This window comes from Neomoorella carbonis, from assembly GCF_045278715.1.
In the GTDB taxonomy this organism is placed as follows: Bacteria; Bacillota; DSM-521; order Neomoorellales; family Neomoorellaceae; genus Neomoorella; species Neomoorella carbonis.
Genome location: NZ_CP136420.1, coordinates 1149332 through 1172242 on the forward strand (window position 1 = coordinate 1149332; position 22911 = coordinate 1172242).

A 22911-nucleotide genomic window follows, 5' to 3' on the forward strand; every position below is an offset into this window, starting at 1 on the left:
AAGAGGCCTGGCGAGATGAGTATTCTGGTAATCCGGGGGAAACCGGAGCGGGATGCTCATGGTTTTCCCTTAATTTTTTAAGCGGGGTGGATAGCAACGATCAGGGTTGTAGTTACCGGTGCCGCCGGCCGCATGGGCCGGGAAATGACGAAGGGCCTGCTGCAGGCAGAAGACATTGAAGTGGTAGGGGCCGTAGACCGGGTGGCGGTGGGTACGGATATCGGCACCCTGAACGGCCTGCAGCCGGCGGGGGTGCCCATTAATGACGACCTGGCGGCAGTGATAAAAACCACCCGTCCCCAGGTCATGGTCGACTTTACCGTGGCGGCCGCCGCCCTGGCCAACGCCCGGCTGGCCGTAGAACAGGGAGTATGCCCGGTGATCGGCACCACCGGCATCAGCCTGGAACAGCTGGACGAGCTGCACCAGCTCTGCGAGGCCAGGCAGGTGGGCGCGGTGGTGGCACCCAATTTTTCCCTGGGGGCCGTCTTAATGATGCACTTTGCCCGGCAGGCCGCCCGCTACTTCCCCCGGGCGGAAATTATCGAAATGCACCATGAACAAAAAATCGACGCTCCTTCGGGGACGGCCTTAAAAACGGCGGAACTAATGGCCGGGGAGATAGGGACGGTGCCGGCCCCGCCGGTGGGGGAAGAAAAGGCTGCCCGGGCCAGGGGGGCCACCCACCGGGGCCTGTCCATCCACAGCCTTCGCCTGCCGGGGGCGGTGGCCCACCAGGAGGTAATTTTTGGCGGTCAGGGACAGCTCCTGACCATCCGCCACGACACTATCAGCCGGGAAGCCTTTCTGCCGGGGCTTTTGCTGGCCGTAAGGCGGGTCCTCCACCTCAAGGGGGTGGTTTACGGGCTGGAAAATTTGCTGGAATTATAGACCTGGCACCTCCCGGAGCGCCCTCACATATATTGCAAGTAGTACAGGTGTACTAACTTGGCAGGAGGTCGTTCCGGCATGGGCGGGATACTGTCAGGGATCAGGGTGGCAATGCTTGGTGGCGATGCCCGGGAAGTCCTTCTCCTGGAAGAGCTGCTGCGCCAGGGGGCCGAGGTCAGGACAGCCGGCCTGGGAGACCTGCCGGAGCAGGAAGGCTGTACCTGTTGTGACGATCCCCTGGACGCCGTGCAGGAGGCAGGGGTAATTATCCTGCCGGTACCGGGGATTAAGGCTGAAGGTATAATCCATGCACCCCGGGCGCGGCAGCCCCTGCACTTTACCCGGGAACTGGCCGGGGCCATCCCGGCGGGAACCCCGGTCCTGGTGGGGGTGGCGCGGCCCTACCTGAAAGAAATGGCGGCGGAGCGCGGCTGGCAGCTGGTGGAGACGGCCGAGATGGATGAAATGGCCATCTTAAATTCCATCCCTACGGCCGAAGGGGCCATCATGCTGGCCATGCAGGAACTCCCCATTACCCTCCACGGTAGTGAAGCCTTTATCCTGGGACTGGGCCGGATCGGTTTTACCCTGGCGCGGATGCTGGCCGGGATTGGAGCCAGGATAACCATAATCGACCGGGGCGCTTCCGACCGGGCCCGGGCTTATGCCGAAGGCTGGCCGGCCTTTACCTTTACAGAACTGGCAGCCGTAATCGAGCGGGCCGACGTCATTTTCAACACTGTACCCGCCCCCGTCCTGACGGGAGAGCTCCTGGCCCGGACCAGGCCCGATGTCCTGATTATTGACCTGGCGTCGGACCCGGGCGGCACAGATTTCACTGCCGCTGCGGCCCTCAAGCGGCGGGCCATGCTCGCTCCGGGACTGCCAGGTAAAGTAGCCCCCCGGACGGCCGGGCGGATCCTGGCCCGCATTTATCCCGCCCTCATATTAAAGTGCCTGGGACGACTGTAAACCCTACGTGGAGGTGCTGAAAATGCGGCTCAAAGGCAAAAGGGTAGGGTTTGCCGTCACAGGCTCCCACTGTACCCTGGCGGCGGTCATGCCGCAATTGGCCAGGGTAGTTGCTGAAGGCGCCCAGGTTGTCCCCATTCTATCCCCGGCCGTCAGGGACAGCGATACTCGCTTCGGCACCAGCGCCTTCTGGCGGGCGGAGGTAGAAAGGATTACCGGACAGAAAGCCATAGATAATATCACTGCGGCGGAGCCGATCGGGCCGAAAAAACTTTTTGACCTCATCGTCGTCGCCCCCTGCACCGGCAATACCCTGGCCAAACTGGCCAACGGGATTACCGACACCGCGGTCCTGATGGCCGTGAAGGCCCAGCTGCGCAACCTGCGGCCGGTGGTGCTCGCCATTTCCACCAACGACGGCCTGGGGGCTAACGCCGTAAACTTGGGTCGGGTAATGAACATGAAAAATATTTACCTGGTCCCCTTTGGCCAGGATGATCCGCACAATAAACCCAATTCCCTGGTAGCCAGCATGGACTTAATTGTTGACACCATCCTGGCGGCCCTGGAGGGGCGCCAGATCCAGCCCGTACTGCTGGGTCCTCTGCCAAAGGGGCAGGAGACAGGAGGATAGTAATCAGCTGATGAAGACTTACAATGTCGCTGTAGTTGGTACCGGAGCCGTAGGCCAGACCATGCTCAAGGTTTTAGAGGAGAGGAATTTTCCCGTCGGCCGGCTGAAGGTCCTGGCAACCAGCCGTTCGGCGGGCAAGACCGTGACCTTCAGGGGCGAAGAGTACGTTGTCGAGGAGACTACACCGGCCTCCTTTGCCGGGATCGACGTGGCCCTCTTTGCCGGCGGCGAAGCCAGCAAGATTTACGGCCGCGCGGCGGTGGAGGCCGGGGCGGTGGTGATAGACAACAGCAATAATTTCCGCATGGACCCCGAGGTGCCCCTGGTGGTACCGGAGGTCAATCCCCAGGACGTCCGCTGGCACAAAGGCTTGATTGCCAATCCCAACTGCTCCACCATCCAGATGGTGGTGGCTTTAAAGCCCATCTATGATGCCGCCGGCATCAAGCGGATTGTAGTTTCCACCTACCAGGCCGTATCCGGAGCCGGCCAGGAAGCCATTGACGAGCTGCGGCAGCAGAGCCGGCAGGTCCTGAACGGGGAAGAGGTAACGGGCAAGGTATTTCCCTGGCAGATCGCCTTCAACTGCCTGCCCCATATCGACGTCTTCCTGGAGAACGGCTACAGCAAAGAAGAAATGAAAATGGTCAATGAAACCAAAAAGATCATGGGGGACGACCGGATCCAGGTCACAGCCACTACGGTGCGGGTGCCGGTCTTCAACGGCCACTCGGAAGCAGTCAACGTGGAGACGCGGGAAAAGCTGACGGCGGCGGCAGCCAGGGAACTCCTGCGCCGGGCCCCGGGAGTCGTGGTGGTGGATGACCTGGCAGCCAAAGCCTATCCCCTGGCCATCCAGGCCGACGGCCGGGATGAAGTCTTTGTCGGCCGCATCCGGGAAGATTTTACCATCGCCAACGGCCTGAATATGTGGATAGTCGCCGATAACCTGCGTAAAGGCGCGGCGACCAACGCCGTCCAGATTGCGGAACTGTTGGTGCAGGAGGGCCTTCTCTAAAGCGAGGTGACGGCCATGAAGGTCCTGGTCCAGAAGTTTGGCGGTTCCTCGGTAGCCACCCCGGAACAGCGGTTAATGGTGGCCCGGCATATCGAAAGGGCCTGCCGGGCCGGCTACCGGGTGGCCGTCGTCGTTTCGGCCATGGGCCGCCGGGGGGCGCCCTACGCCACCGATACTTTACTGGACCTCTTGGGGGACAACCAGGTTTCGCCCCGGGAGCGCGACCTGCTCCTGTCCTGCGGGGAGATTATTGCCGGTGTCGTTTTAAGCGCGACTTTACAGGGACGGGGCATACCGGCCGTTTTTCTCACCGGCGGCCAGGCCGGCATCATTACCGATGCCCGCTTTAACGATGCCCGCATCCTCCGGGTGGAACCCCGGCGGGTCCAGTCCTACCTGGAGCAGGAGCAGGTAGTAGTGGTGGCCGGCTTCCAGGGGGTTACCGAGGCCGGAGAGATCACCACCCTGGGTCGGGGGGGCAGCGACACCACGGCCGCGGCTTTAGGCGTGGCCCTGAAGGCGGAAGCGGTGGAGATATTCACCGACGTCGACGGTGTCAAGACGGCCGACCCCCGTATCGTCAGCGACGCCAGGACCTTGAGCACCATCACCTATACGGAAGTCTGCCAGATGGCCTATGAGGGGGCGAAAGTAATCCATCCCCGCGCCGTGGAGATCGCCCGGGAAGGAAATATACCCTTAAAGATAAAGTCAACCTTCGGCGACGGCCCGGGCACCCTGGTGGTGGCCTGGCAGCCCGGTCCCAGCGGCGTGCACATCAGCCGCGACCGGGTGATTACCGGCATCACCCATATGGCCGGCCTGACCCAGCTTAAGGTTGCCGTACCCGAAGGCCAGGGGGCCGACGCAGTTTTCCAGACCCTGGCCCAGAATAACATCAGCGTGGACTTCATCAACGTCTTTCCCGGGGAGCTGGTCTTTACGGTTGCCGCCGGCGCCGCCGGCCGGGCCGGGGAGCTGATTGAGGGGCTGGGCCTTAGCGTTGCCGCCCGCCCTAACTGTGCCAAGGTGGCTGCCGTGGGGGCCGGCATGCGCGGCGTACCCGGGGTCATGGCGGCCATCGTCACCGCCCTGAACCGCGCGGGGATAAAGATTTTACAGTCGGCCGATTCCTATACCTCCATATGGTGCCTGGTAGACCAGGCGGACATGGAGCGGGCCGTGCAGGTCCTGCACCGGGAATTCAAGCTGCACGATGAAGAAACAGGCGAGGTGAAAGCTTATGCCGTGGGGTAGAATCCTCACAGCCATGGTGACCCCTTTCACAGCAGACGGTAAATTAGATCTGGACGGCGCCAAGAAGCTGGCCGCTTACCTGGTGGACCACGGCAGCGACGGCCTGGTGGTGGCCGGCACCACCGGGGAGTCGCCGGCTCTGAGCCACGAAGAAAAAATAGCCCTGTTCCGGGCCGTCAAAGAAGCGGTGGGAGGCAGGGCGGCGGTCATTGCCGGCACGGGCACCAACTCCACCGCCGCCAGCATCGAGCTTTCCCGGGAGGCCGAAGCCCTGGGAGTAGACGGGCTGATGCTGGTGGTACCCTACTACAACCGCCCCTCCCAGGAGGGCTTGTACCAGCATTTTAAAGCCATTGCCGGGGCCGTTTCCCTCCCGATCATCCTCTACAATATACCCTCCCGGACGGGGCGCAATATGGAGGCGGCGACGACCTTACGCCTGGCGGAGATCAAAAATATCGTCGCCGTAAAGGAAGCCAGCGGCGACCTGGACCAGGCGACGGCCATTATCAGGGAGGCGCCGGCCGGCTTCCTCGTATACAGCGGTGACGACTCCCTGACCCTGCCTTTAATGGCCGTAGGCGCCTACGGCATTATCAGTGTCGCCGCCCATGTGGCGGGCGACAAGATGCAGGCCATGGTCAGGGCCTTTGTCAGCGGCGATGTGGCCGGGGCGGCGGCCCTGCACCGGGAGCTCTTCCCCTTGTTTAAAGCCCTGTTCATAACCACCAACCCGGTGCCGGTGAAGGAAGCCCTGCAAATGCTGGGCCTGCCGGCCGGGCCGGTGCGTCTGCCCCTGGTCGGGGCCAGCCCGGCGGAGAAAGAAAAAATCGCCGCGGCCCTGCAGGCGGCTGGCATTTTACCGGCGGGTTGATGTTGCGGGATAAGGCCGGATAGGGTATAATAAATATAGCTGGTTTAGAACGTGGGTTAAAACCGGGCCGGCAGCAGCAGGCCCGGTCTTTAATTGTGGTCACGCTGTAATTTATCTTTGACAAATGGAGGTGGATTGATGGCCGAAAATGAGCAGAAAGTTTCCTTGATTCCCCTGGGCGGCCTCGGCGAAATAGGCAAGAACATGATGGCGATCAGGTACGGAAACAGCATACTGGTCATTGACTGCGGCCTGACCTTTCCCGAGGACGAAATGCTGGGCGTTGACGCGGTCATACCCGATTACAGCTACCTGCTGGAACACCGGCAAATGGTGAAGGGGATCATCGTTACCCACGGCCACGAAGACCATATCGGCGCCCTGCCCTATGTGCTGAAGGATTTGAATGTACCCGTGTACGGCACCAGGCTGACCCTGGCCCTGCTCCAGGCCAAGTTGAAGGAGCAGGGGAACTTGAACGGGGTCAGATTACAGCAGGTTAAGCCCCGGGACACGATCCGGATCGGCCCCTTCAGGGTGGAGTTTATCCACGTCAGCCATTCCATTGCCGACACCGTGGCCCTGGCCATCCACACGCCGGTGGGGACCATCGTGCATACCAGCGACTTCAAGATTGACTACACGCCCATCGATGGCGAGGTATTTGACTTCTACAAGTTTGCCCGGCTGGGGGAAGAGGGCGTCCTGGTGCTCATGTCCGACAGCACCAATGTCGAGCGTCCCGGTTATACCATGTCCGAGCGGGTGGTCGGCGAAACCTTTGATGAAGTGTTCCGCCAGGCCAGGGAGCGGATAATTGTCGCCAGCTTCGCGTCCAACGTGCACCGGCTGCAGCAGATAATCTCGACCGCCTACAAGTATAATCGTAAAGTAGCCGTGGTCGGCCGGAGCATGGTCAACGTCGTCAACATCGCCATGGAGCTGGGCTACCTGGATATCCCGGAAAACACCCTGGTGGATTTAAGCGAGCTGGCCCACCTGCCGAAAAACAGGACGGTGATTATCTCTACCGGGAGCCAGGGGGAGCCCATGTCGGCCCTGACCCGCATCGCCAGGAACGATCACCGCCAGATCGAGATAGTTCCCGGAGATACGGTGATTATTTCGGCGCTGCCGATACCCGGCAACGAAAAGCTGGTAGCGCGGACGGTAGATCAGCTCTTCAGGCAGGGGGCGGACGTTTACCACGAAGCTATAGACGGAGTCCACGTTTCCGGCCACGCCAGCCAGGAAGAGCTGAAGCTGGTTTTAAGCCTGGTCAAACCCAAATTCTTCGTCCCCGTCCACGGCGAATACCGCATGCTCATCAAGCATGCCCGCCTGGCGGAAGAACTGGGGATCCCGCCGGAGAATATCTTCGTGGCGGAAAACGGCCAGGTGCTGGAGTTTACGCGCAAGCGGGGCGCCGTTACCGGCCGGGTGCCGGCGGGGAGGCTCCTGGTTGACGGCCTGGGTGTGGGCGACGTCGGCAATATCGTCCTGCGGGACCGGAAGCAGCTGGCCCAGGACGGCCTTTTGATCGTCGTCGTGACTCTAAGCAAAGAAACGGGTACCGTCGTTGCCGGTCCGGATATTGTCTCCCGGGGCTTCGTCTATGTGCGCGAAGCCGAGGAACTGCTGGAAGAGGCCAAAGAAAAGGTCCGCCAGACCCTGGACAAATGCGAAGAACGCAAGGTGACTGACTGGGCGACCATAAAAAGCAATATCCGCGATTCCTTAAGCAAGTTCCTCTATGAAAAGACCAGGCGCCGTCCCATGATCCTGCCGATTATCATGGAAGTGTAGTGGCCGCTGCAGGTCTTGTAAAAGCTGATGAATTTTTACAGGATGAAGGAGGAATTTTCCTATTTATGCCGAAAGAATCCAATTGGCCGGGGAGGGAGCGCCTGGCCGGTAAATAAAAAGGGGAGGTGTTGCCGTTGATCTCTACGGTTACAACCACCACCGTTACCACCATTGCCAGCTCCACCATGGCCGCAGGATTGGGCCTGGCCGCCGTCCTCTGCTTGATTGCCTTCCTGATTGCCAAGGAACTGCTGGACGCCGGCGTCAGCGTTGAGGGCACGGGTGATGGTGCGGCCGTGACCCTTTACCCGTGGGTACGACCCCTGAGCCGCGCCCTGACCGTGGGCATCATCCCCCTGCTCATTGGCTTCGGGTTTATAGTCCTGGTACGGGTGATGGCCGTCCTTTAAAGCAGCCATTACAGCGATGGTGGTAAAAGCAACCGTGAGCCCGGGATAGGGGGCTCGCCACCGGACCGCAAGGAACGGTGGTATTTTTTTGGGGGAATATCTTTGCGCTTGCATACCTGGAAAGAACTCGTCTACCTCGACGCCCTGGCCCTGGTCCTGGCCCTGATCATCCTCCTGGGCGGTCCCCAGCCCCTGCGGGTCGCCCTGGGGCTGCCCTTTGTCCTCTTTTTGCCGGGCTATTGCCTGATAGCGGCCCTTTTCCCCCGGCAAAGGGACCTGGACGGCATCGAGCGGATAGCCCTGAGCTTCGGCCTGAGCATCGCCGTCGTGCCCCTCATCGGGCTAGCCCTCAACTACACCCCCTGGGGCATCCGCCTCTACCCCATCCTTATCTCCCTGTTAATCTGGATCCTGGGCCTCTCCGCCCTGGGCCTCACCCGCCGCCGGCGGCTGCCCCCGGAGGAGCGGTTGACCATCGCCCTGGAGCTCAAGCCCCCGGCCTGGCGCGCCCTCACGCCCCTGGACCGGATCCTCTCCATCGTCCTCATCGGCGCCATAATCTTGGCCGTGGGCAGCATCGTCTACGTCGTCAAGACTCCCAAAGTTGGGGAGCGCTTCACGGAATTTTACATCCTCGGACCTTCCGGCAAAGCGGAGGGCTACCCGCGCCAGCTCACCCTGGGTGAGAGCGGCCAGGTCATTTTGGGCATCGTCAACCACGAGTACGCCCGGGTGGAGTACAGGGTGACGGTGCGCCAGGGGACGGACGACCTGGTGCAGCTCGGCCCCCTGGTGTTAAACCATGAGGAGAAATGGGAAGAACCCCTCACCTTTACCCCCCGCCGGGCCGGGGAGAACCAGAAAATCGAGTTTCTCCTCTACAAAACCGGAGAGACGCCCCAGCCGGGTATACCTTACGTCAAAGCAGGCGACACGACACCCTCCGTAGCGCCTTATCGCGACCTGCACCTGTGGATAAACGTCGTCAATCCCAGCACCAGCAAACAGCCCGGGAGATGAAGCCAGTTGACCACTTCCCAACCCATGTACCAGGCCGGGCCGGACACCCGGGGAGAAACCCCCTTCAAGGCCCTGCTGCCCTGGTTTTACGGGGTTCTTTTAACCGCGGCCGAGATTCTGACGGCCCTCATGTACATACCCGCCGGCCTGGCCCTGCACTTCAGCATCTTGATCCTCTTAATCCTTCAGGCCGCCCTGGAGGCGGGGAAACCCCGCCACGCCCTCTACCAGGCCCTCACCCTGGCGCCCCTGACACGCATCATGAGCCTGACCCTGCCCCTGGGCAGCTTTCCCCTGATGTGGTGGTACGCCATCACCAGCCTGCCCCTTTTGGCGGCGGCCGGGGCGGCGGCCGCCCTCTGCGGCTTTAAGGCCGCCGACCTGGGCCTGGTCCGGGGCCGCCCCGGGCTGCAGGTCCTGGTGGCCCTGAGCGGCCTGCCCCTGGGCCTCCTGGAATACCTGATCTTGAGACCTCAGCCCCTGGCGGGCCTCGACTTTCGCCATCTGTGGCTCCCGGCCCTGATCCTCCTCATATGCACCGGTTTCATGGAGGAGCTGGTCTTCCGCGGCCTTATCATGCGGGCGGCTACAATCGCCGCCGGGCCGCGCTTTGCCCTCAACTACATGAGCTTTATCTTCGCCATCCTGCATATCACCCACCGCTCGGTCCTGGACGTTTTCTTCGTTTTTGCCGTGGCCCTCTTTTTCGGCTGGGTAGTCCAAAAGGATCGCTCCATCCTGGGGGTCACCCTGGCCCACGGCCTTACCAATATCACCCTTTACCTCATCTGGCCCAACCTGTTATAATTTCTCTGGGTGATATATCCATGCGCGCCAGGATTATCCTCGGCGGGGTCGCGGCCCTCATCATGGGCAGCGGCCTCCTGCTGTATTTTCTTTTAGGCTTTCCTGCCGGCAGGGGGACGGCGCCGGTGCCCTTTTTTGGACCATCCCCGGGCGGGACGGGCTGGCAAGCGCCGGGTGCCGGTACCCGGACACCCGCGGGGAGCCCGCCGGCCGCACCGGGAGGAGGGGGCGCGGGGGTGACCCCGGCTCCAGGGGCAGCAGCCCCGGCGCCGGGAGGCTCCCTGCAGCCGGACGCCCCTCCCGGGCTGTCGCAGCCGGAGGAGCAGGTCTGGCAGGAGTACGCGCCGCGCCTCCTGGCCCTGCAGGAGCAGTACCAGGGCCGCCTGGACGCCCTGCTGGCCCGCGCCTACGCCGACTACCAGCGCAGTAAAAACGACAGGGCCAGGCTCCTCTCCCTGGCCGCCTACTACATCAAGGCGGGCGCGGCCCTGGAGAAGGAAGCCGACGGCGCCTTCAACAGCATCGCCGCCGCCATGGAAGCAGAACTGAAAGAGCGCCACCTGCCCCTGACCATGGTCCAGGACCTGCGGCGCCGGTACCGGGACTTAAAGCAGCAGCGACGAAGGGCCATCTTCAGCCGTGCCTGGGAATTAATTAATTAATTCCCAGGCAAATTTTTCATTGGAAAAGGAGGAAATTGTTTCTTGACGACGAATATAAGAGAAACCAGTGGGACTAAAGTCCTTATCCATTCTGGGACTTTTCAAGGACCAAAGTCGTATTAACGTCCCGCAAAAAGTGGTGGTATTAATTTGCAGCACTGCGACGTGGCAGTAGTCGGCGCCGGACCGGCCGGCTGCAGCGCGGCGCGCCTGATTGCCGCGGCCGGTTTCCGGGTAATCATCCTGGAAGAACACAATCATATTGGCGAACCCCTGCAGTGCTCCGGCCTCATCAGCCCCCGCACCCTGGAGCTTTCCGGTTACCAGGGGGAGCTGCGCCACGCCCTCCACGGCTTCAACCTCCACAGCCCCGCAGGGCATACCTTGGGATTCCAAACCAATAAAACCTACGCCGTGGCCGTCGACCGCGTGGCCCTGGACCGGCAGCTGGCAGACGCCGCCCGGGCGGCGGGAGCGGAGCTGATCACCGGGGCCAGGGTGGGCCGCCTGCAGTATGCAGGTGACGGCATAATCCTGCATGCGGCGGGAACTGCCGTCAAGGCGCGGCTGGTCATCGCCGCCGACGGGGCCCGCTCATATTTCGCCCGCCGTCTGGGCCTCAGGCCGCGGGAGATCATCCCCCTGGCGGCGGCGGAAATAGAGCTGGGGCCGGGTAGCCGGGCCCGGGAGGACGTCATCGAGCTCTTCCTGGGGCGGGACTTCGCCCCCGGCTGGTTCGGCTGGCTCTTCCCGGCGGGAAAGGGCCGGGCGAGAATCGGCGTCGGGGTGGGCCTTAAAGGTCCCAGTCCACGGCGCTGCCTGGACATGCTGTTGAAACGCTACCCGGAATATTTCAGAGAAGCGAAGCTTCTGCGCTACACCGGCGGCTGCGTGCCCATCGGGCCGCCGCCCCGCTTTTACGGCGAGCGGGTGATGCTTTTAGGCGATGCCGCCGCCCAGGTAAAGCCCATCTCCGGCGGCGGCCTCTACCTGGGGCTGCACGCGGCCCGGCACTGCGCCCGCACGGCTATCCGGGCCCTGGAGCAAAAAGACTTTAGCGCCGCTGTTCTCGCCGGCTACCAGGAGGCCTGGGAAAAAGAGTTCGGCGCGGCCCTGCGCAGCGATCTGGTGCTGCGGGAATTATTCCTTTCTTTGAACGATACGAAAGCCGATTATCTTACCCGCTTTTTCGACAACAGTTTCTGGCGGCAGTTTATAGCCCGGTACGCCGACATCGACTACCCCTCGTTCCTGGTGAAAAAAATCCTGGGAACGGGGCTCCTGCCCCGCAAGTTTTTCCAGCTGGCCCTGGACCTGGGCGGCTTTATCGGCCGCATAGTGAACAAGGACCGGAGCCGGCAGGCCCTGTCAGCCCTGGAAGCGGGAGAGTATTAAGTCCTTACTATTAAAAAACCTGGAGAAAAATAATAGGCACTCAAAATGGTAAGAAACATGAAGCGGAGGCTGTGAACCCTGGCCCGTATGTGGGCGCCTGGACCAGGGCGAGCCTGTGGCGCAACCGGCCGCTGTTTTAGCAAATGGCGGTTTTCGCGTTTTTATGGGGGTGGTTTTTTGCCGGCGGTAGTAGTGATCATGGCCGGGGGGTCGGGCGAGCGGTTCTGGCCCTACAGCAGGAAAGAAAAGCCCAAGCAGTTCCTGGAGATTGCCGGCAAGGGCAGCCTCCTCCAGCAGACGGTCCGGAGGGCGCTGCTGCTCACCTCTATAGAAAATATCTACATAGTGACTGGGAAAGAGTATACAGGGCTTGTACGCGAGCAGGTGCCGGAGCTTTTGCCGGATAACCTCCTGGTCGAACCGGCAGGCCGCGATACGGCCCCGTGCATAGCCCTGGCAGCCGCTTATCTCGCGGCCAAAAATACGGAAACCTTGATGGTCGTTTTACCGGCCGACCATATGGTGCTGGACAACGACGCTTTTTGCGAAACAATCCGGGAAGGCCTGAAGGTAGCGGCAAGCACCGGCGGCCTGGTGACCGTCGGCATCCAGCCGACCCGGCCGGAAACGGGCTACGGCTACATCCACGTGGGCGTGAAGAAGATCGAGGCGGGCCGGGCCTACCCCGTCGACCGTTTTGTCGAAAAGCCGGACGCCCGCCAGGCGGCGGCCTACCTGGCCTCCGGCGAGTATTTGTGGAACAGCGGCATGTTCATCTGGCAGGTCAAAGCCATCCGGGAAGCCATCAGGCGCTACCTGCCGGAGCTGGCGGCCGGGATGGCCCCCATCGAGGCCGCTGTCGGCACAGAGAACTTTGCATGCGTACTCCGCGACCACTTCCCGGCCCTCCCCAAAATATCCATCGACTACGGGGTCATCGAAAAGGCGGACAACGTCTGGGTCGTACCCGGCAGTTTCGGCTGGGACGACCTGGGGACATGGACCGCCCTGGAACGGGTGATGGAGCCGGACAGCTGCGGCAACCTGATCCAGGGCCAGGCGGTGCTGCTGGATACCGAGAACGTCATCGCCAGGAACGACAACGGGGAAAAACTCCTGGTGGCCTTCGGCCTTAAAGATCTGCTCATCGTCGATATGCCCGACGTCCTTTTGGTCGCCCATAAAGACAGGGTGCCGGAGCTCAAGAAAGTGATCCAGGAGTTGCAGAAACAGGGCCTGGGCAGGTTCTTGCACAGCCTCCTCGAGGAAGGGGACCGGGTGAGCGGCCTCCTGGCCGGCCTGGACTGGAAGTGCCCGGTCGTGGAGAAGCCCTGGGGCAGGGAAATCCTGTGGACCCAGACCCCATACTATGCCGGCAAGATCCTGCAGGTGCAGCCGGGGCACTCCTTAAGCCGCCAGTACCACCGGGAAAAGCGGGAAACCATGTGGTTTTTAAAGGGTGAAGGCGAGCTGGAGCTGGGTGGTAGGAAGATCCAGGTAAGGCCAAATATGATCTTTGATATCCCGCCGGGCACCGTCCACCGCATCCGGGCCAAAACCGGGATGGTGGTCCTGGAGGTGTCGTCGCCGCATATGGACGACGTCATCCGCCTGGAAGACGCCTACGGCCGCGCGGACTTAAGGGCGGAGAATTATTAAAAGGTGGAGCGCCGATGAATCCTGCTGTCTTTAAAGCCTACGATATCCGCGGCGTGGCCGACCGGGACTTACCGGATGATGAAGTCGAAAAACTGGGGAGAAGTTTAGGGACCTATTTTCAGGCCCACGGTTACCGGCAGGTCGTCATCGCCAGGGACAACCGCCGGCACTCTTCCCGCCTGCGGAATGCCCTGGTACAGGGCCTCACCGCCGCGGGGTGCGACTGTATCGACATCGGCGAGACCATCACCCCGGTCTTTTACTTCGCCCACCACCACCTGAACCTGAAGGCCGGCGTCATGATCACCGCCAGCCACAACCCGCCCCAGGACAACGGTTTCAAGGTCTACTGCGGCGAGGGCACCATCTTCGGCGAAGCCATTCAGGAAGTACGGCGCATCATGGAAAGAGGAGAGTTTAAAACCGGCCGGGGCCGGGTGGAAGAGGTCCAGGTGGAAGGTAGCTACATAGATTATATAGCTTCCCGCATAAAGCTTGAGACAAGGCTGCGGGTAGTTGCCGACGGCGGCAACGGCACGGCCGGTCCGGTGGCGGTGAAGCTCCTCCAGGCCCTGGGCTGCCAGGTAATCCCCCTGTACTGCGAATCTGACCCGGCCTTTCCCCACCACCACCCCGACCCCACGGTGGTGGAAAACCTGGTGGATTTAAAGCAGGCGGTCCTGGACAATAAAGCCGACCTGGGACTCTCCTTTGACGGTGACGGCGACCGGCTGGGGGTAATCGACGACCGGGGCCAGGTTATCTGGGGGGACATGCTCCAGATCCTCTTCTGGCGCGAGATCATGCCCAGGTACCCCGGCAGCCGGGCCATAGTCGAGGTAAAGTGCAGCCAGACCCTGGTGGATGAGATCACCCGGCTGGGCGGGCGGCCGTTCTTTTACAAAACAGGCCACTCCCTCATCAAAGCCAAGATGCGGGAACTGGGCATCCCCTTTACCGGCGAGATGTCCGGGCACCTCTTTTTCGCCGACGAATACTTCGGCTACGACGACGCCCTCTATGCCGCGGCCCGGCTGCTGCGCATTGTCGCCGGCCAGGGCCGGAAGCTGTCCGAACTCCTGGCCGATGTGCCAAGGCTACCCATCACGCCGGAGGTCCGCGTCCCCTGCCCGGAAAACAAAAAGCAGACGGTTATCAGCGGCATAACGGAATCCTTCCGCCGGGAAGGGTACGAAGTGATCGACGTCGACGGCGCCCGGGTCGTTTTTCCCAATGGCTGGGGCCTCATCCGCGCCTCCAACACCCAGGAAGTGCTGGTCTTGAGGTGCGAGGCGAAGAGCGAAGCGGAGCTGGAGGAAATCAAGAGGAAGTTCGAGGAAAAGCTGGGGACGTATGTTAGCGGCCCGGTAGTTTGGGATTAAAGAACCGGCAGGAAGAGGTGAAGAAATTGCTGCCTTTAGAAAAGCTGAGGAGAGAAGAGGTTGAGGAACGCGGGACGGCCAGTATAAGCGCCCAGCCCGCCCATACCATAATCATCCCAGCCTATAACGAAGAACAGGGTTTACCCGTAGTGCTGGAGAAGATCCTGAAGCTGATCGATGATAGTTTTGAGATCCTCATTGTCGACGACGGCTCTACCGACAATACGGCGGCAGTGGCCCGGAGGTACCCCTGCCGCTTGATCAGGCATAAAATTAACCGGGGCAAGGGTGCGGCCATGAAGACCGGCATCCAGAACGCCCGGGGCGAGAACATCATCTTCATCGACGCCGATGACACCTACCCGGCTGAAACTATTTTGGAGATCGCCGCCGCCCTGGAGGATTACGATTATGTCGTCGCTTCAAGGAGCAAAGGGAAGCAGAATATCCCCGCCTTCAACCGGATAGGTAACGCTATTTTCCGTAACTCAATTCGCTACATCTACGGCTTTAAAGCCTATGACCCCCTGACCGGCCTTTACGGCCTCAAGAAAACGCACCTGGAAAAAATGGACCTCCACTCCCGCGGCTTCGGCATTGAATCGGAAATAGCCATCAAAGCCGCGGCCATGGGGCTAAAGATCAAAGATATACCCATCGTCTACCGTGAACGGATCGGGAAAGCGAAGCTGAACGGCCTCAGGGACGGCTACCGCATCGGGTGCACGATTTTAAAGCACCTGCCCCTGTACAACCCGACCCTGGCCTTTATCCTGCCGGGCCTGCTGCTCTTTTTGGCCGGCTTAACAGCCATGATAGGTTTTGTCAAGGAACCCCAGCAGGTCCGGGGGATAGCGGCCTCCTTATTAATGCTAGCCGGTTTCCAGGTCGTCACTCTGGGTGTCGCCAGCAAGCTCTACGGGTTAGTGCATAAAAACAGGAAACCCAGTCCCCTCATGATGTTTTTTTTGCGAAGCAGGGTTGACAGGAAGCTGATCCTTTTTTCCTTTGCTATAATCCTACTTTCCGCCGCCAGCCTCCTGATGGTGGCTAAAGGCCAGCCGGGGATGGAAGTCTATTCATTCCCCCTGCTTACAGGCGGCCTGCTGGGAGTGCTGTTGTTTTTTGCGACGATATTTCTATCCATCTTCGTTCCCGATGTTTCTTCCCGCAGCATTAAATTAAGCTAGGGGCAGAAAAAGTGCGTATCTGCATCGTCGGCTCTTCCAAAAAGTTCTTCAGCGGCATATCGGCTTACACCATTGTTATGGCCAATGCCTTTGTCGAGCAGGGCCATAAGAGATAGAGGAGTCATTATTTATGTTAGCTTCGGTCATTATTTGTGGATATTCAATGAATAGATTAAAAGATATCATTGCAGCAGTTGAATCTATTTATAACCAAACCTACCGCAATATAGAAGTTATCGTTTCAATAGATCACAATAAAGAATTGCTCCTTAAACTAAAGGAAATGCTTCCTGGGAAAGTTATATTTGCTTTTAACGATTTGAAACCTGGATTATCAGAAACAAGAAATGCGGGCATTAGAAAAGCCAAAGGAGATATCATAGCCTTTATCGATGATGACGCGGTAGCAGATAGTAAATGGCTTGAAAATTTGATAATAAATTATAAAGATCCAAGTATAGTGGCTGTAGGGGGAAAACTTGTCCCTTTGTGGGAAAAAGGAAGGCCCTGGTGGTTTCCGGAAGAATTTGATTGGATTGTAGGGTGCACTTATAAAGGCTTTCCGGAAAAAAGAGGGGAAGTTCGCAATTTAATTGGATGTAATATGTCCTTTAGAAAAAGCGTATTTGAAAAAGTTGGGTACTTTTCAGATCGTTTAGGACGATTGGGGAATAACGCTCTTGCTGGAGAAGAAACAGAACTATGCTTAAAAATAAAGGCATCCATACCTGAAGGAAAGATAATTTACGAACCGGAGGCTTTAGTATATCATAAAGTGCCTGTTTCGAGATGTCGACTTAATTATGTAATAAAACGCGCATATGGAGAAGGTTTGTCTAAGGGATGCTTTCCTAATAAAAGTTTAACTACAGAAAATAGTTATCTGAGGTTTCTCTTAACGACTTCTATGATTGGATACATAAAGGATTTTTTTCTTCTAAAAAGTCCGCTTCAAAATATAGGCAAACTTTCTTTAACAATGAGCGCTATTATAGCTACCGGAATAGGATATGTTAAAGGAAAGCTATATTTATTAGATTGAATATACTTATAGAACGATAAGGGGATTTTGGTGGTAATAAATGCATATTTGTGAAGTAGTTCCTCGCTACGAACCATATGGTGGTGGCGTGGAAACCGTAGTTAAGCAAATCAGCGAGGAGTTAGTCAGGCAGGGACATAAAGTTGAAGTCTTAACCATAGATGCAGGGGGGAGTCTTCAAGAAGTAGACGAGTTAAATGGGGTTATCATCCGGAGATTTAAACCTACAGGACCTTATTGTTATTCCAAACCTTTAATGAAGCATCTGAGCGAAAAAGCCTTGCAGTACGATGTAATTCATGCTCATAATTTACATACTTTCATCCCCCATATGGTAGTCCAGGCTACCAGGGATATAAAAGGTCCTAAACTAATAGTTATAGTTACGGGTCACTACCATGGAAAAGGCAAGACACCTTTATCAAGTATTTTTTTACGCCTTTATCGTCCTTTGATAAAAAGTTTCTTAAGGCAGGTAGACGGCATAACCTGTGTAAGCAATTTTGAGGCCGGATTGATAAAAAAGCATTTTGGCATACCAGATAGTAAAATAGCAGTTATACCCAATGGAATAATACTTGAGGACATAAAAAAAGCCAAGCCTTTTCCTGTTTCAGGCCACCATTTACTGATAGTTAGCCGTCTGGAAAAATACAAGAATATACACCTGGCCATTAGGGCAATGCCCTACCTTCCAGAGGATTACCGGTTGATTATTATTGGCGAAGGTCCTTACCGGCCGTACCTTGAAAAGCTTGCAGCTAGTCTAAACCTTAAAGAAAGGGTTGTGTTTCTGGGTAGATTGCCAAATGAAGAAGTATATCGCTGGTATAAGACATGTGACCTTGTTATAAACCTGTCAAATCTAGAAGCCTTCGGATTGAATGTAATAGAAGGCTTAGCCGCCGCTAAGCCCGTTCTTGTCAATAATAAAACAGCACTGGTTGAATTATGCCAACTATTTGATGGAGTAACCTCGATTAATGCCTGTAACCTGAAGCCTGGGGAATTGGCCTGTTATATTATGCAGTGTATTACAGAGCAATCTATCTCTAATGATTTAGAAGATTATAGATGGGAAGCTATAGCGCAGGGGTATTTAAGATATTATTATGAAGCAGGGAAGCATTGAGGAGTAATAAAATGAAACAGAACTTAAGAATAGCGATGGTTTATAATGGTACATTTGAATATAGAACAGGAATACTCACGGTAATCGAAAATCTAACCAAACAATACCTCAAAGCAGGCCACCAGGTTTACAATATTGGATTTACCACCGGTAAGTCTCAAAAAGTAAGAGGATGGACCCTTATACCTGGAATGCCCCTTACGCTAGCGGGGGAATTAAAACTTGCTTTGACCGTTAAAAAATTGATAAAGGAAAAAGACATTGACATAGTTCATTTTCACGGCGGGCAATTATTGACTTTATTTAAGCGGCACAAGATACCTTACATAGTGACAAACCATGGTCTATTATCAAAAATATATGCTGAAAATGCAGGCAATGATATAAAGAAATCCGTGTTTAATATTATAGGTAGGTATTTATATAGGGGTGCCGACGTAGTTACTACTGTTAGTTCCGCGGTAAAAGATGATATAACTAATACATATAGAGTAGATCCCTCAAAGATTTTTGTCATTCCCAATGGTATTGATGATTTCTGGCTCAATGACTTGCCGCCAGGTAAAATTAATGAAACTCGACAGAAACTGGGATTAGCTGATAAGGGTCCGATACTGTTTTTCCTTAGACCCGCCGAAAAAAGAAAGGGGTTACACTTTTTACTTAAGTCTTTGGGTGAAATTAGAGGCGAATTTCCGGATATACGCTTATTAGTGGCGGGGCAGATAAGCGATTCTGATTACACCCAGGAGATAAGGCAGTTAGTTACTGAACTTCATCTGGATGAAAACGTGATTTTTTTGGGTAATGTTCCTCAAAAAGACTTACCAGTCTTTTATAAAATGGCATATTTAACTGTTGTTCCTTCAACATATGAAGCTTTTCCAATGGTAATTTTAGAAAGTTATGCTTGTGGCACTCCAGTGGTAGCCTTTGATGCAGGAGGTGTACGAGATATCATTGAAGATGGCATTGATGGCTGGATAATACAGTGGGGGGATAGCGAAGGACTTACAAGGATAGTATTTGACTTACTTAGTAAGCCGGATATGCTAAAAGAGATGGGGAAAAGAGGTAAGGAAAAGGTTAAAGGTCAATATAGATGGTCTTCTATTGCAGAAAGTTATATAAAGGTGTACAAATTGGTCGGGAATGCTTGAACTTAGTACGCAAAGACAAATATAGATATATTGAGAAAAACCAAAAAGTCATATTTCACAATTATATAGATAAATCATATTGCGCATAGGAGGAAATATTGTTAAAGGATGGCAAAACAACTTAGGCATATAATTGCAACGATAATTCTATTGTTATTGATGTACCTAATCTTATCTCAAACTCTATATAATAATTTACCATCAACATTTTCTCGCCTCTTTATCTTTGTTATTCTTGGTTTAATAGTATTCTCCTTATATTTATCTACGGAGTTGACGCTTATAATTATACCATTTTTAAATTATTTTTATAATCAATATTTACTTTCTATACCCTTTTCAACAAATATATCTGAAACAGCTTCATTAGCCCAACAATATGAAGTTGGTAGGATTTTCTATTCTAATGCCCATTCGTATTTTTTTTCTTCGCCATATTTAATTTATATGGTGCATAAATTAACCGGTTTGAATTATATTAATAGTAAAGATGCCCTTGTCTTTCTAGTTCTTGTATTTATTAGTTGTATGGGCATATATTTCTATAGAACCCTGCAAGGAAATGATAAAATTTTTGTAAAAATAGCTTCTGCGACTTTAATTTCATTTTCTTTTACAATTAGCCCCAGTTTAGGATATAGAGAAATGGGGACCTTTTTATTTTTATTAGCTATGATATATTGGTTGAAACATTATAATAAAGGTATAAAAGATATACTATGTTTTATAATTTTAGTTGCAGGAGCTTCTATTGGATCATCTATGTCATGTATACTTGCTATTTTTATTTTTGGTATTATTACCATATTAAATAGAAAAGCAAATCCATATTTAATAATCTCTTCGTCTTGGATGATTTATGCTGGGTATTTATATTTAATGTATCTAAAAAGCTATATATATTCTGCATGGAGTGGTATTTATGATTTTGTAAAATCACTTTTAAAATTTCATTTTGAGGAAAGAGTTATTCCATTTGCACGAACTACTGTTTGGCTACCTATTGATACGTTCTTTTTAAGTATAAGTTATATTGCCACTATAATTTTAGTTATTTTATGTCTATATTGCTATATAAAATCTATACAAAAAAACAAAAACCTAAACCCAATTTCAATGGCGGTGTTTCTGACTTCAATATTTTTGTTATTAATTGGAACTGGCACTTATATAGGTGCCTCTGTAATGCCAGAAAAAACTTTTTCTGATATAAGAACTATTGCTATCAGTTTTCTATTTATAATTCTGCCATTATTATTTATAGCAATTATTTCAGAAATTAGAGGTAAATTAATATATATTTTTATTATAATTCTTTTGATAGCTAGTAGTCGTTCTTTGTTTGTTGTTTATCCAAAATCGGCGCAAGATCCCATAAATGTATTAGAAGATATTAGGGTATCTGATGAAAACACTGTTCGAGTTGTTGATTTTATTAAAACTAAAGTATCACCTGACAAGCAAATATATAGTGATTATAAAATAGGATTATTTTTAGGAGCATTATTATCTACATCAAAATTATGTATATACTATTCATATCCATATGGAAGTATTATAGCTTATAATAAAATGGGCCGTCAATTCGAGTCTCTTTATATTAAAAAAGATATATATAATAGATTAGATTATATTGCAGATAGATCTAATGTTTTTTATGATAATGGCTTGGATGTTATTTTACAATATTCTTTTATAACAACTTAAGGTATCCAAAAAAGAACTTTGAGGGGAGATATAATGAAAACTCAAGTAAACGCAATGCATTATTTTAATATCGACTATGATACGAAAGAGCGATTTTTATCATATTATCAGCAAATTAATTTAATATTATCGATGGGATGTAAAAAAATACTTGAAATAGGCATTGGGAATTCATTTGTCGCTAATTATTTAAAATCTAGACATATAGATATAACTACACTTGATATTGATCCCGCTTTAAATCCTGATTATGTTGGTTCCGTAGTTTCTTTACCTTTTGATGATAATTCATATGAGCTTGTAGCTTGTTTCGAGGTATTAGAACATTTGCCATTTAATGATTTTCCAAAAGCATTATCTGAAATGAAACGTGTAACATCTAAATTTATTGTTATATCTATCCCGAACGCTTCACCTTGTATAAGATTTCAATTGGACATTCCACGGTTAATATCTAGTGAAATATTAATCCCTATACCTTATCCTCATAAAATACATAAATTTGACGGCCAACATTACTGGGAAATGAATAAAAGAGGTTATAGCTATCGGTTAATAAAAGGATATTTTAAAGAAATGGGGTTAAAGGTATTAAAGACTTTTCGGCTATATAATAATCCTTACCATCATTTTTTTATCCTCGAGAAAAAAGGCCGTGAGGAGATAGATAAGAAGATAGCTATAATCACCTCTTCGCCAGGAAATACCATTGGTGGAGGTCAAATCTCTGCGTACTTGCTTTCAAAATGGTTATCAAAAAAAGGACTAAGACATATTGTTTTTACATGCGAGAAAGATTTTGAAAGTAGATGGGGGAATGAAAGTAATATTATAAAATATAGGCTTAAACAATACCAGCAATATGGTCAACCTATTACGATAGCGGGACTGATTGCCCGCCAGCTTATAATGTTAGGAAAAAAGGGTATAAATATCTTCCATGTATATAACATCGGCTCTATGGGAGGAGCTGGATTATATAAATTAATTGGTGGAAAATGTAAGGTAATAGCCACTTTAAATAGTTATCTTGGCATATGTCCTATTGCTACATATTCATGTAATGGTAATATTAAATGCTCTTGGATGGCGAGATATCGCTGCTTAACTTCAAAGAAGCCGATGCTTTATAAATTACTGGGGTTACCATATTCAATAGCTTTTCCAGTTGCGGTTAAATTGATGAAGCGCCTTGACGGATATATAGCAATTAGTGAAGCCGTAAAAAAAATTTATGTAGATCATGGTTATAAAAGCGACAGAATCAGGGTTATTCCTAATTTCCCAGAACATCATTTTCAATCTTTTAATCACAATGGACCTGCCGATAGGCCTTTTAATGTGCTGTATGTAGGGCAATTGGCTGATAATAAAGGGGTGCAAATTTTACTTAAAGCATTTATAAAAATGGTCCAGCAAAGACCCGACGTTAAGCTAACGATAGTAGGGGATGGACCATTACGACCTGTATTAGAGAATTTAATATTAGGGACAGGAATAGAAAACAAGGTATTATTTACAGGGAGGGTATCCCATTCCCAAGTAATGGATTTTTATAGACAGGCCCATGTTTTCGTTCATCCAGGCCTTTGGCATGAGCCTTTTGGGAGAACTCTGTTAGAAGCAATGAGCGTGGGATTACCATGTGTTGTTTCTGATGTTGGCGCGCCGCCGGAAATAGTTGGAGACGCCGGATTGGTTTTCCCCGCAGGGGATGAAAATGCCTTAGCTGACTTATTAATCCGTTTATATGATAATCCGGAATTAAGGTTAAAACTAAGTTCTAACTGCGAGGTTAGGTTGAAAAATTATGATCCGGAAAAAATTGTTAACCAGATAATTGAATTCTATGAGGATGTTCTAAATGATCGTATTTAAAAGGCTAAGTTTTAA

Annotated in this window: 20 protein-coding genes and 1 riboswitch; all 20 genes read left to right on the forward strand. The window is 53.0% G+C overall.

Features of this window, described 5'->3' with window-relative positions; genetic code table 11:
• The first annotated feature begins 90 nt into the window (after window positions 1–90).
• The 20 genes from dapB (at window position 91) to MCACP_RS06040 (ending at window position 22896) form a co-directional block, all read left to right on the forward strand.
• Entirely contained in the window at window positions 91–891 is an 801-nt protein-coding gene (gene dapB / locus MCACP_RS05945; protein ID WP_406678694.1) for a 4-hydroxy-tetrahydrodipicolinate reductase, read from the forward strand.
• A 78-nt stretch (window positions 892–969) separates the two neighbouring features.
• Window positions 970–1863, forward strand: a complete 894-nt coding sequence (gene dpsA, locus MCACP_RS05950) for a dipicolinate synthase subunit DpsA (RefSeq protein WP_406678433.1) — start codon at window positions 970–972, stop codon at window positions 1861–1863.
• A 22-nt stretch (window positions 1864–1885) separates the two neighbouring features.
• The gene (locus tag MCACP_RS05955) at window positions 1886–2497 is read left to right on the forward strand and encodes a dipicolinate synthase subunit B (protein ID WP_406678434.1); all 612 of its coding nucleotides are present in this window, start codon (window positions 1886–1888) and stop codon (window positions 2495–2497) included.
• A gap of 10 nt (window positions 2498–2507) precedes the next feature.
• Window positions 2508–3515 (forward strand): aspartate-semialdehyde dehydrogenase, encoded by a 1008-nt coding sequence (locus MCACP_RS05960; protein WP_406678435.1) that lies wholly within the window; start codon window positions 2508–2510, stop codon window positions 3513–3515.
• 15 nt (window positions 3516–3530) lie between these two features.
• On the forward strand, window positions 3531–4772 hold the full coding sequence (dapG, locus tag MCACP_RS05965) for an aspartate kinase (protein ID WP_406678695.1): 1242 nt from the start codon (window positions 3531–3533) through the stop codon (window positions 4770–4772).
• The gene (dapA, locus tag MCACP_RS05970; RefSeq protein WP_406678436.1) at window positions 4759–5646 is read left to right on the forward strand and encodes a 4-hydroxy-tetrahydrodipicolinate synthase; all 888 of its coding nucleotides are present in this window, start codon (window positions 4759–4761) and stop codon (window positions 5644–5646) included. Before dapG ends, dapA begins: the two co-directional genes overlap by 14 nt.
• Window positions 5647–5784: 138 nt before the next feature.
• Window positions 5785–7452, forward strand: a complete 1668-nt coding sequence (locus tag MCACP_RS05975) for a ribonuclease J (RefSeq protein ID WP_406678437.1) — start codon at window positions 5785–5787, stop codon at window positions 7450–7452.
• A 134-nt stretch (window positions 7453–7586) separates the two neighbouring features.
• On the forward strand, window positions 7587–7862 hold the full coding sequence (locus MCACP_RS05980) for a hypothetical protein (RefSeq protein WP_406678438.1): 276 nt from the start codon (window positions 7587–7589) through the stop codon (window positions 7860–7862).
• Window positions 7863–7964: 102 nt separating this feature from the next.
• Window positions 7965–8882: a DUF1616 domain-containing protein gene (locus tag MCACP_RS05985; protein WP_406678439.1), complete on the forward strand. Its 918-nt coding sequence runs from the start codon at window positions 7965–7967 to the stop codon at window positions 8880–8882.
• A 6-nt stretch (window positions 8883–8888) separates the two neighbouring features.
• The gene (locus MCACP_RS05990) at window positions 8889–9689 is read left to right on the forward strand and encodes a CPBP family intramembrane glutamic endopeptidase (protein ID WP_406678440.1); all 801 of its coding nucleotides are present in this window, start codon (window positions 8889–8891) and stop codon (window positions 9687–9689) included.
• A 20-nt stretch (window positions 9690–9709) separates the two neighbouring features.
• Window positions 9710–10351, forward strand: coding sequence for a hypothetical protein (locus MCACP_RS05995; protein ID WP_406678441.1), 642 nt, complete (start codon window positions 9710–9712; stop codon window positions 10349–10351).
• 150 nt (window positions 10352–10501) lie between these two features.
• A complete protein-coding gene (locus MCACP_RS06000) occupies window positions 10502–11746 on the forward strand; it encodes a geranylgeranyl reductase family protein (RefSeq protein ID WP_406678442.1) in 1245 nt (414 codons plus the stop codon).
• A 55-nt stretch (window positions 11747–11801) separates the two neighbouring features.
• A riboswitch (cyclic di-GMP riboswitch) is annotated at window positions 11802–11885 on the forward strand.
• Between the two features lie 38 nt (window positions 11886–11923).
• The gene (locus MCACP_RS06005) at window positions 11924–13405 is read left to right on the forward strand and encodes a sugar phosphate nucleotidyltransferase (protein ID WP_406678443.1); all 1482 of its coding nucleotides are present in this window, start codon (window positions 11924–11926) and stop codon (window positions 13403–13405) included.
• 14 nt (window positions 13406–13419) lie between these two features.
• Window positions 13420–14787 carry a phosphomannomutase/phosphoglucomutase gene (locus MCACP_RS06010; RefSeq protein ID WP_406678444.1) on the forward strand — a complete coding sequence of 456 codons (1368 nt, stop codon included), beginning with the start codon at window positions 13420–13422 and terminating at the stop codon, window positions 14785–14787.
• Complete coding sequence (locus MCACP_RS06015) at window positions 14778–15977, forward strand: glycosyltransferase family 2 protein (protein ID WP_406678445.1); 1200 nt, start codon at window positions 14778–14780, stop codon at window positions 15975–15977. Before MCACP_RS06010 ends, MCACP_RS06015 begins: the two co-directional genes overlap by 10 nt.
• A 130-nt stretch (window positions 15978–16107) precedes the next feature.
• A complete protein-coding gene (locus MCACP_RS06020; protein WP_406678446.1) occupies window positions 16108–17019 on the forward strand; it encodes a glycosyltransferase family 2 protein in 912 nt (303 codons plus the stop codon).
• 40 nt (window positions 17020–17059) lie between these two features.
• Entirely contained in the window at window positions 17060–18151 is a 1092-nt protein-coding gene (locus MCACP_RS06025) for a glycosyltransferase family 4 protein (protein ID WP_406678447.1), read from the forward strand.
• An 11-nt stretch (window positions 18152–18162) separates the two neighbouring features.
• Window positions 18163–19311, forward strand: coding sequence for a glycosyltransferase family 4 protein (locus MCACP_RS06030; protein ID WP_406678448.1), 1149 nt, complete (start codon window positions 18163–18165; stop codon window positions 19309–19311).
• 108 nt (window positions 19312–19419) lie between these two features.
• Window positions 19420–21018, forward strand: coding sequence for a hypothetical protein (locus tag MCACP_RS06035; RefSeq protein ID WP_406678449.1), 1599 nt, complete (start codon window positions 19420–19422; stop codon window positions 21016–21018).
• 33 nt (window positions 21019–21051) lie between these two features.
• Window positions 21052–22896: a glycosyltransferase gene (locus MCACP_RS06040; protein WP_406678450.1), complete on the forward strand. Its 1845-nt coding sequence runs from the start codon at window positions 21052–21054 to the stop codon at window positions 22894–22896.
• Window positions 22897–22911 lie beyond the last annotated feature (15 nt).

Bases quoted from the DNA above. Each gene is read 5' to 3' on its own strand.
- dpsA (WP_406678433.1), top strand. From the start codon at position 970: ATGGGCGGGATACTGTCAGGGATCAGGGTGGCAATGCTTGGTGGCGAT.
- MCACP_RS06020 (WP_406678446.1), top strand. From the start codon at position 16,108: ATGTTAGCTTCGGTCATTATTTGTGGATATTCAATGAATAGATTAAAA.
- MCACP_RS05975 (WP_406678437.1), top strand. From the start codon at position 5,785: ATGGCCGAAAATGAGCAGAAAGTTTCCTTGATTCCCCTGGGCGGCCTC.
- dapG (WP_406678695.1), top strand. From the start codon at position 3,531: ATGAAGGTCCTGGTCCAGAAGTTTGGCGGTTCCTCGGTAGCCACCCCG.
- MCACP_RS05995 (WP_406678441.1), top strand. From the start codon at position 9,710: ATGCGCGCCAGGATTATCCTCGGCGGGGTCGCGGCCCTCATCATGGGC.
- MCACP_RS05960 (WP_406678435.1), top strand. From the start codon at position 2,508: ATGAAGACTTACAATGTCGCTGTAGTTGGTACCGGAGCCGTAGGCCAG.
- MCACP_RS06035 (WP_406678449.1), top strand. From the start codon at position 19,420: ATGGCAAAACAACTTAGGCATATAATTGCAACGATAATTCTATTGTTA.
- dapA (WP_406678436.1), top strand. From the start codon at position 4,759: ATGCCGTGGGGTAGAATCCTCACAGCCATGGTGACCCCTTTCACAGCA.
- MCACP_RS05955 (WP_406678434.1), top strand. From the start codon at position 1,886: ATGCGGCTCAAAGGCAAAAGGGTAGGGTTTGCCGTCACAGGCTCCCAC.
- MCACP_RS06030 (WP_406678448.1), top strand. From the start codon at position 18,163: ATGAAACAGAACTTAAGAATAGCGATGGTTTATAATGGTACATTTGAA.
- MCACP_RS06010 (WP_406678444.1), top strand. From the start codon at position 13,420: ATGAATCCTGCTGTCTTTAAAGCCTACGATATCCGCGGCGTGGCCGAC.
- MCACP_RS06040 (WP_406678450.1), top strand. From the start codon at position 21,052: ATGAAAACTCAAGTAAACGCAATGCATTATTTTAATATCGACTATGAT.
- MCACP_RS06025 (WP_406678447.1), top strand. From the start codon at position 17,060: ATGCATATTTGTGAAGTAGTTCCTCGCTACGAACCATATGGTGGTGGC.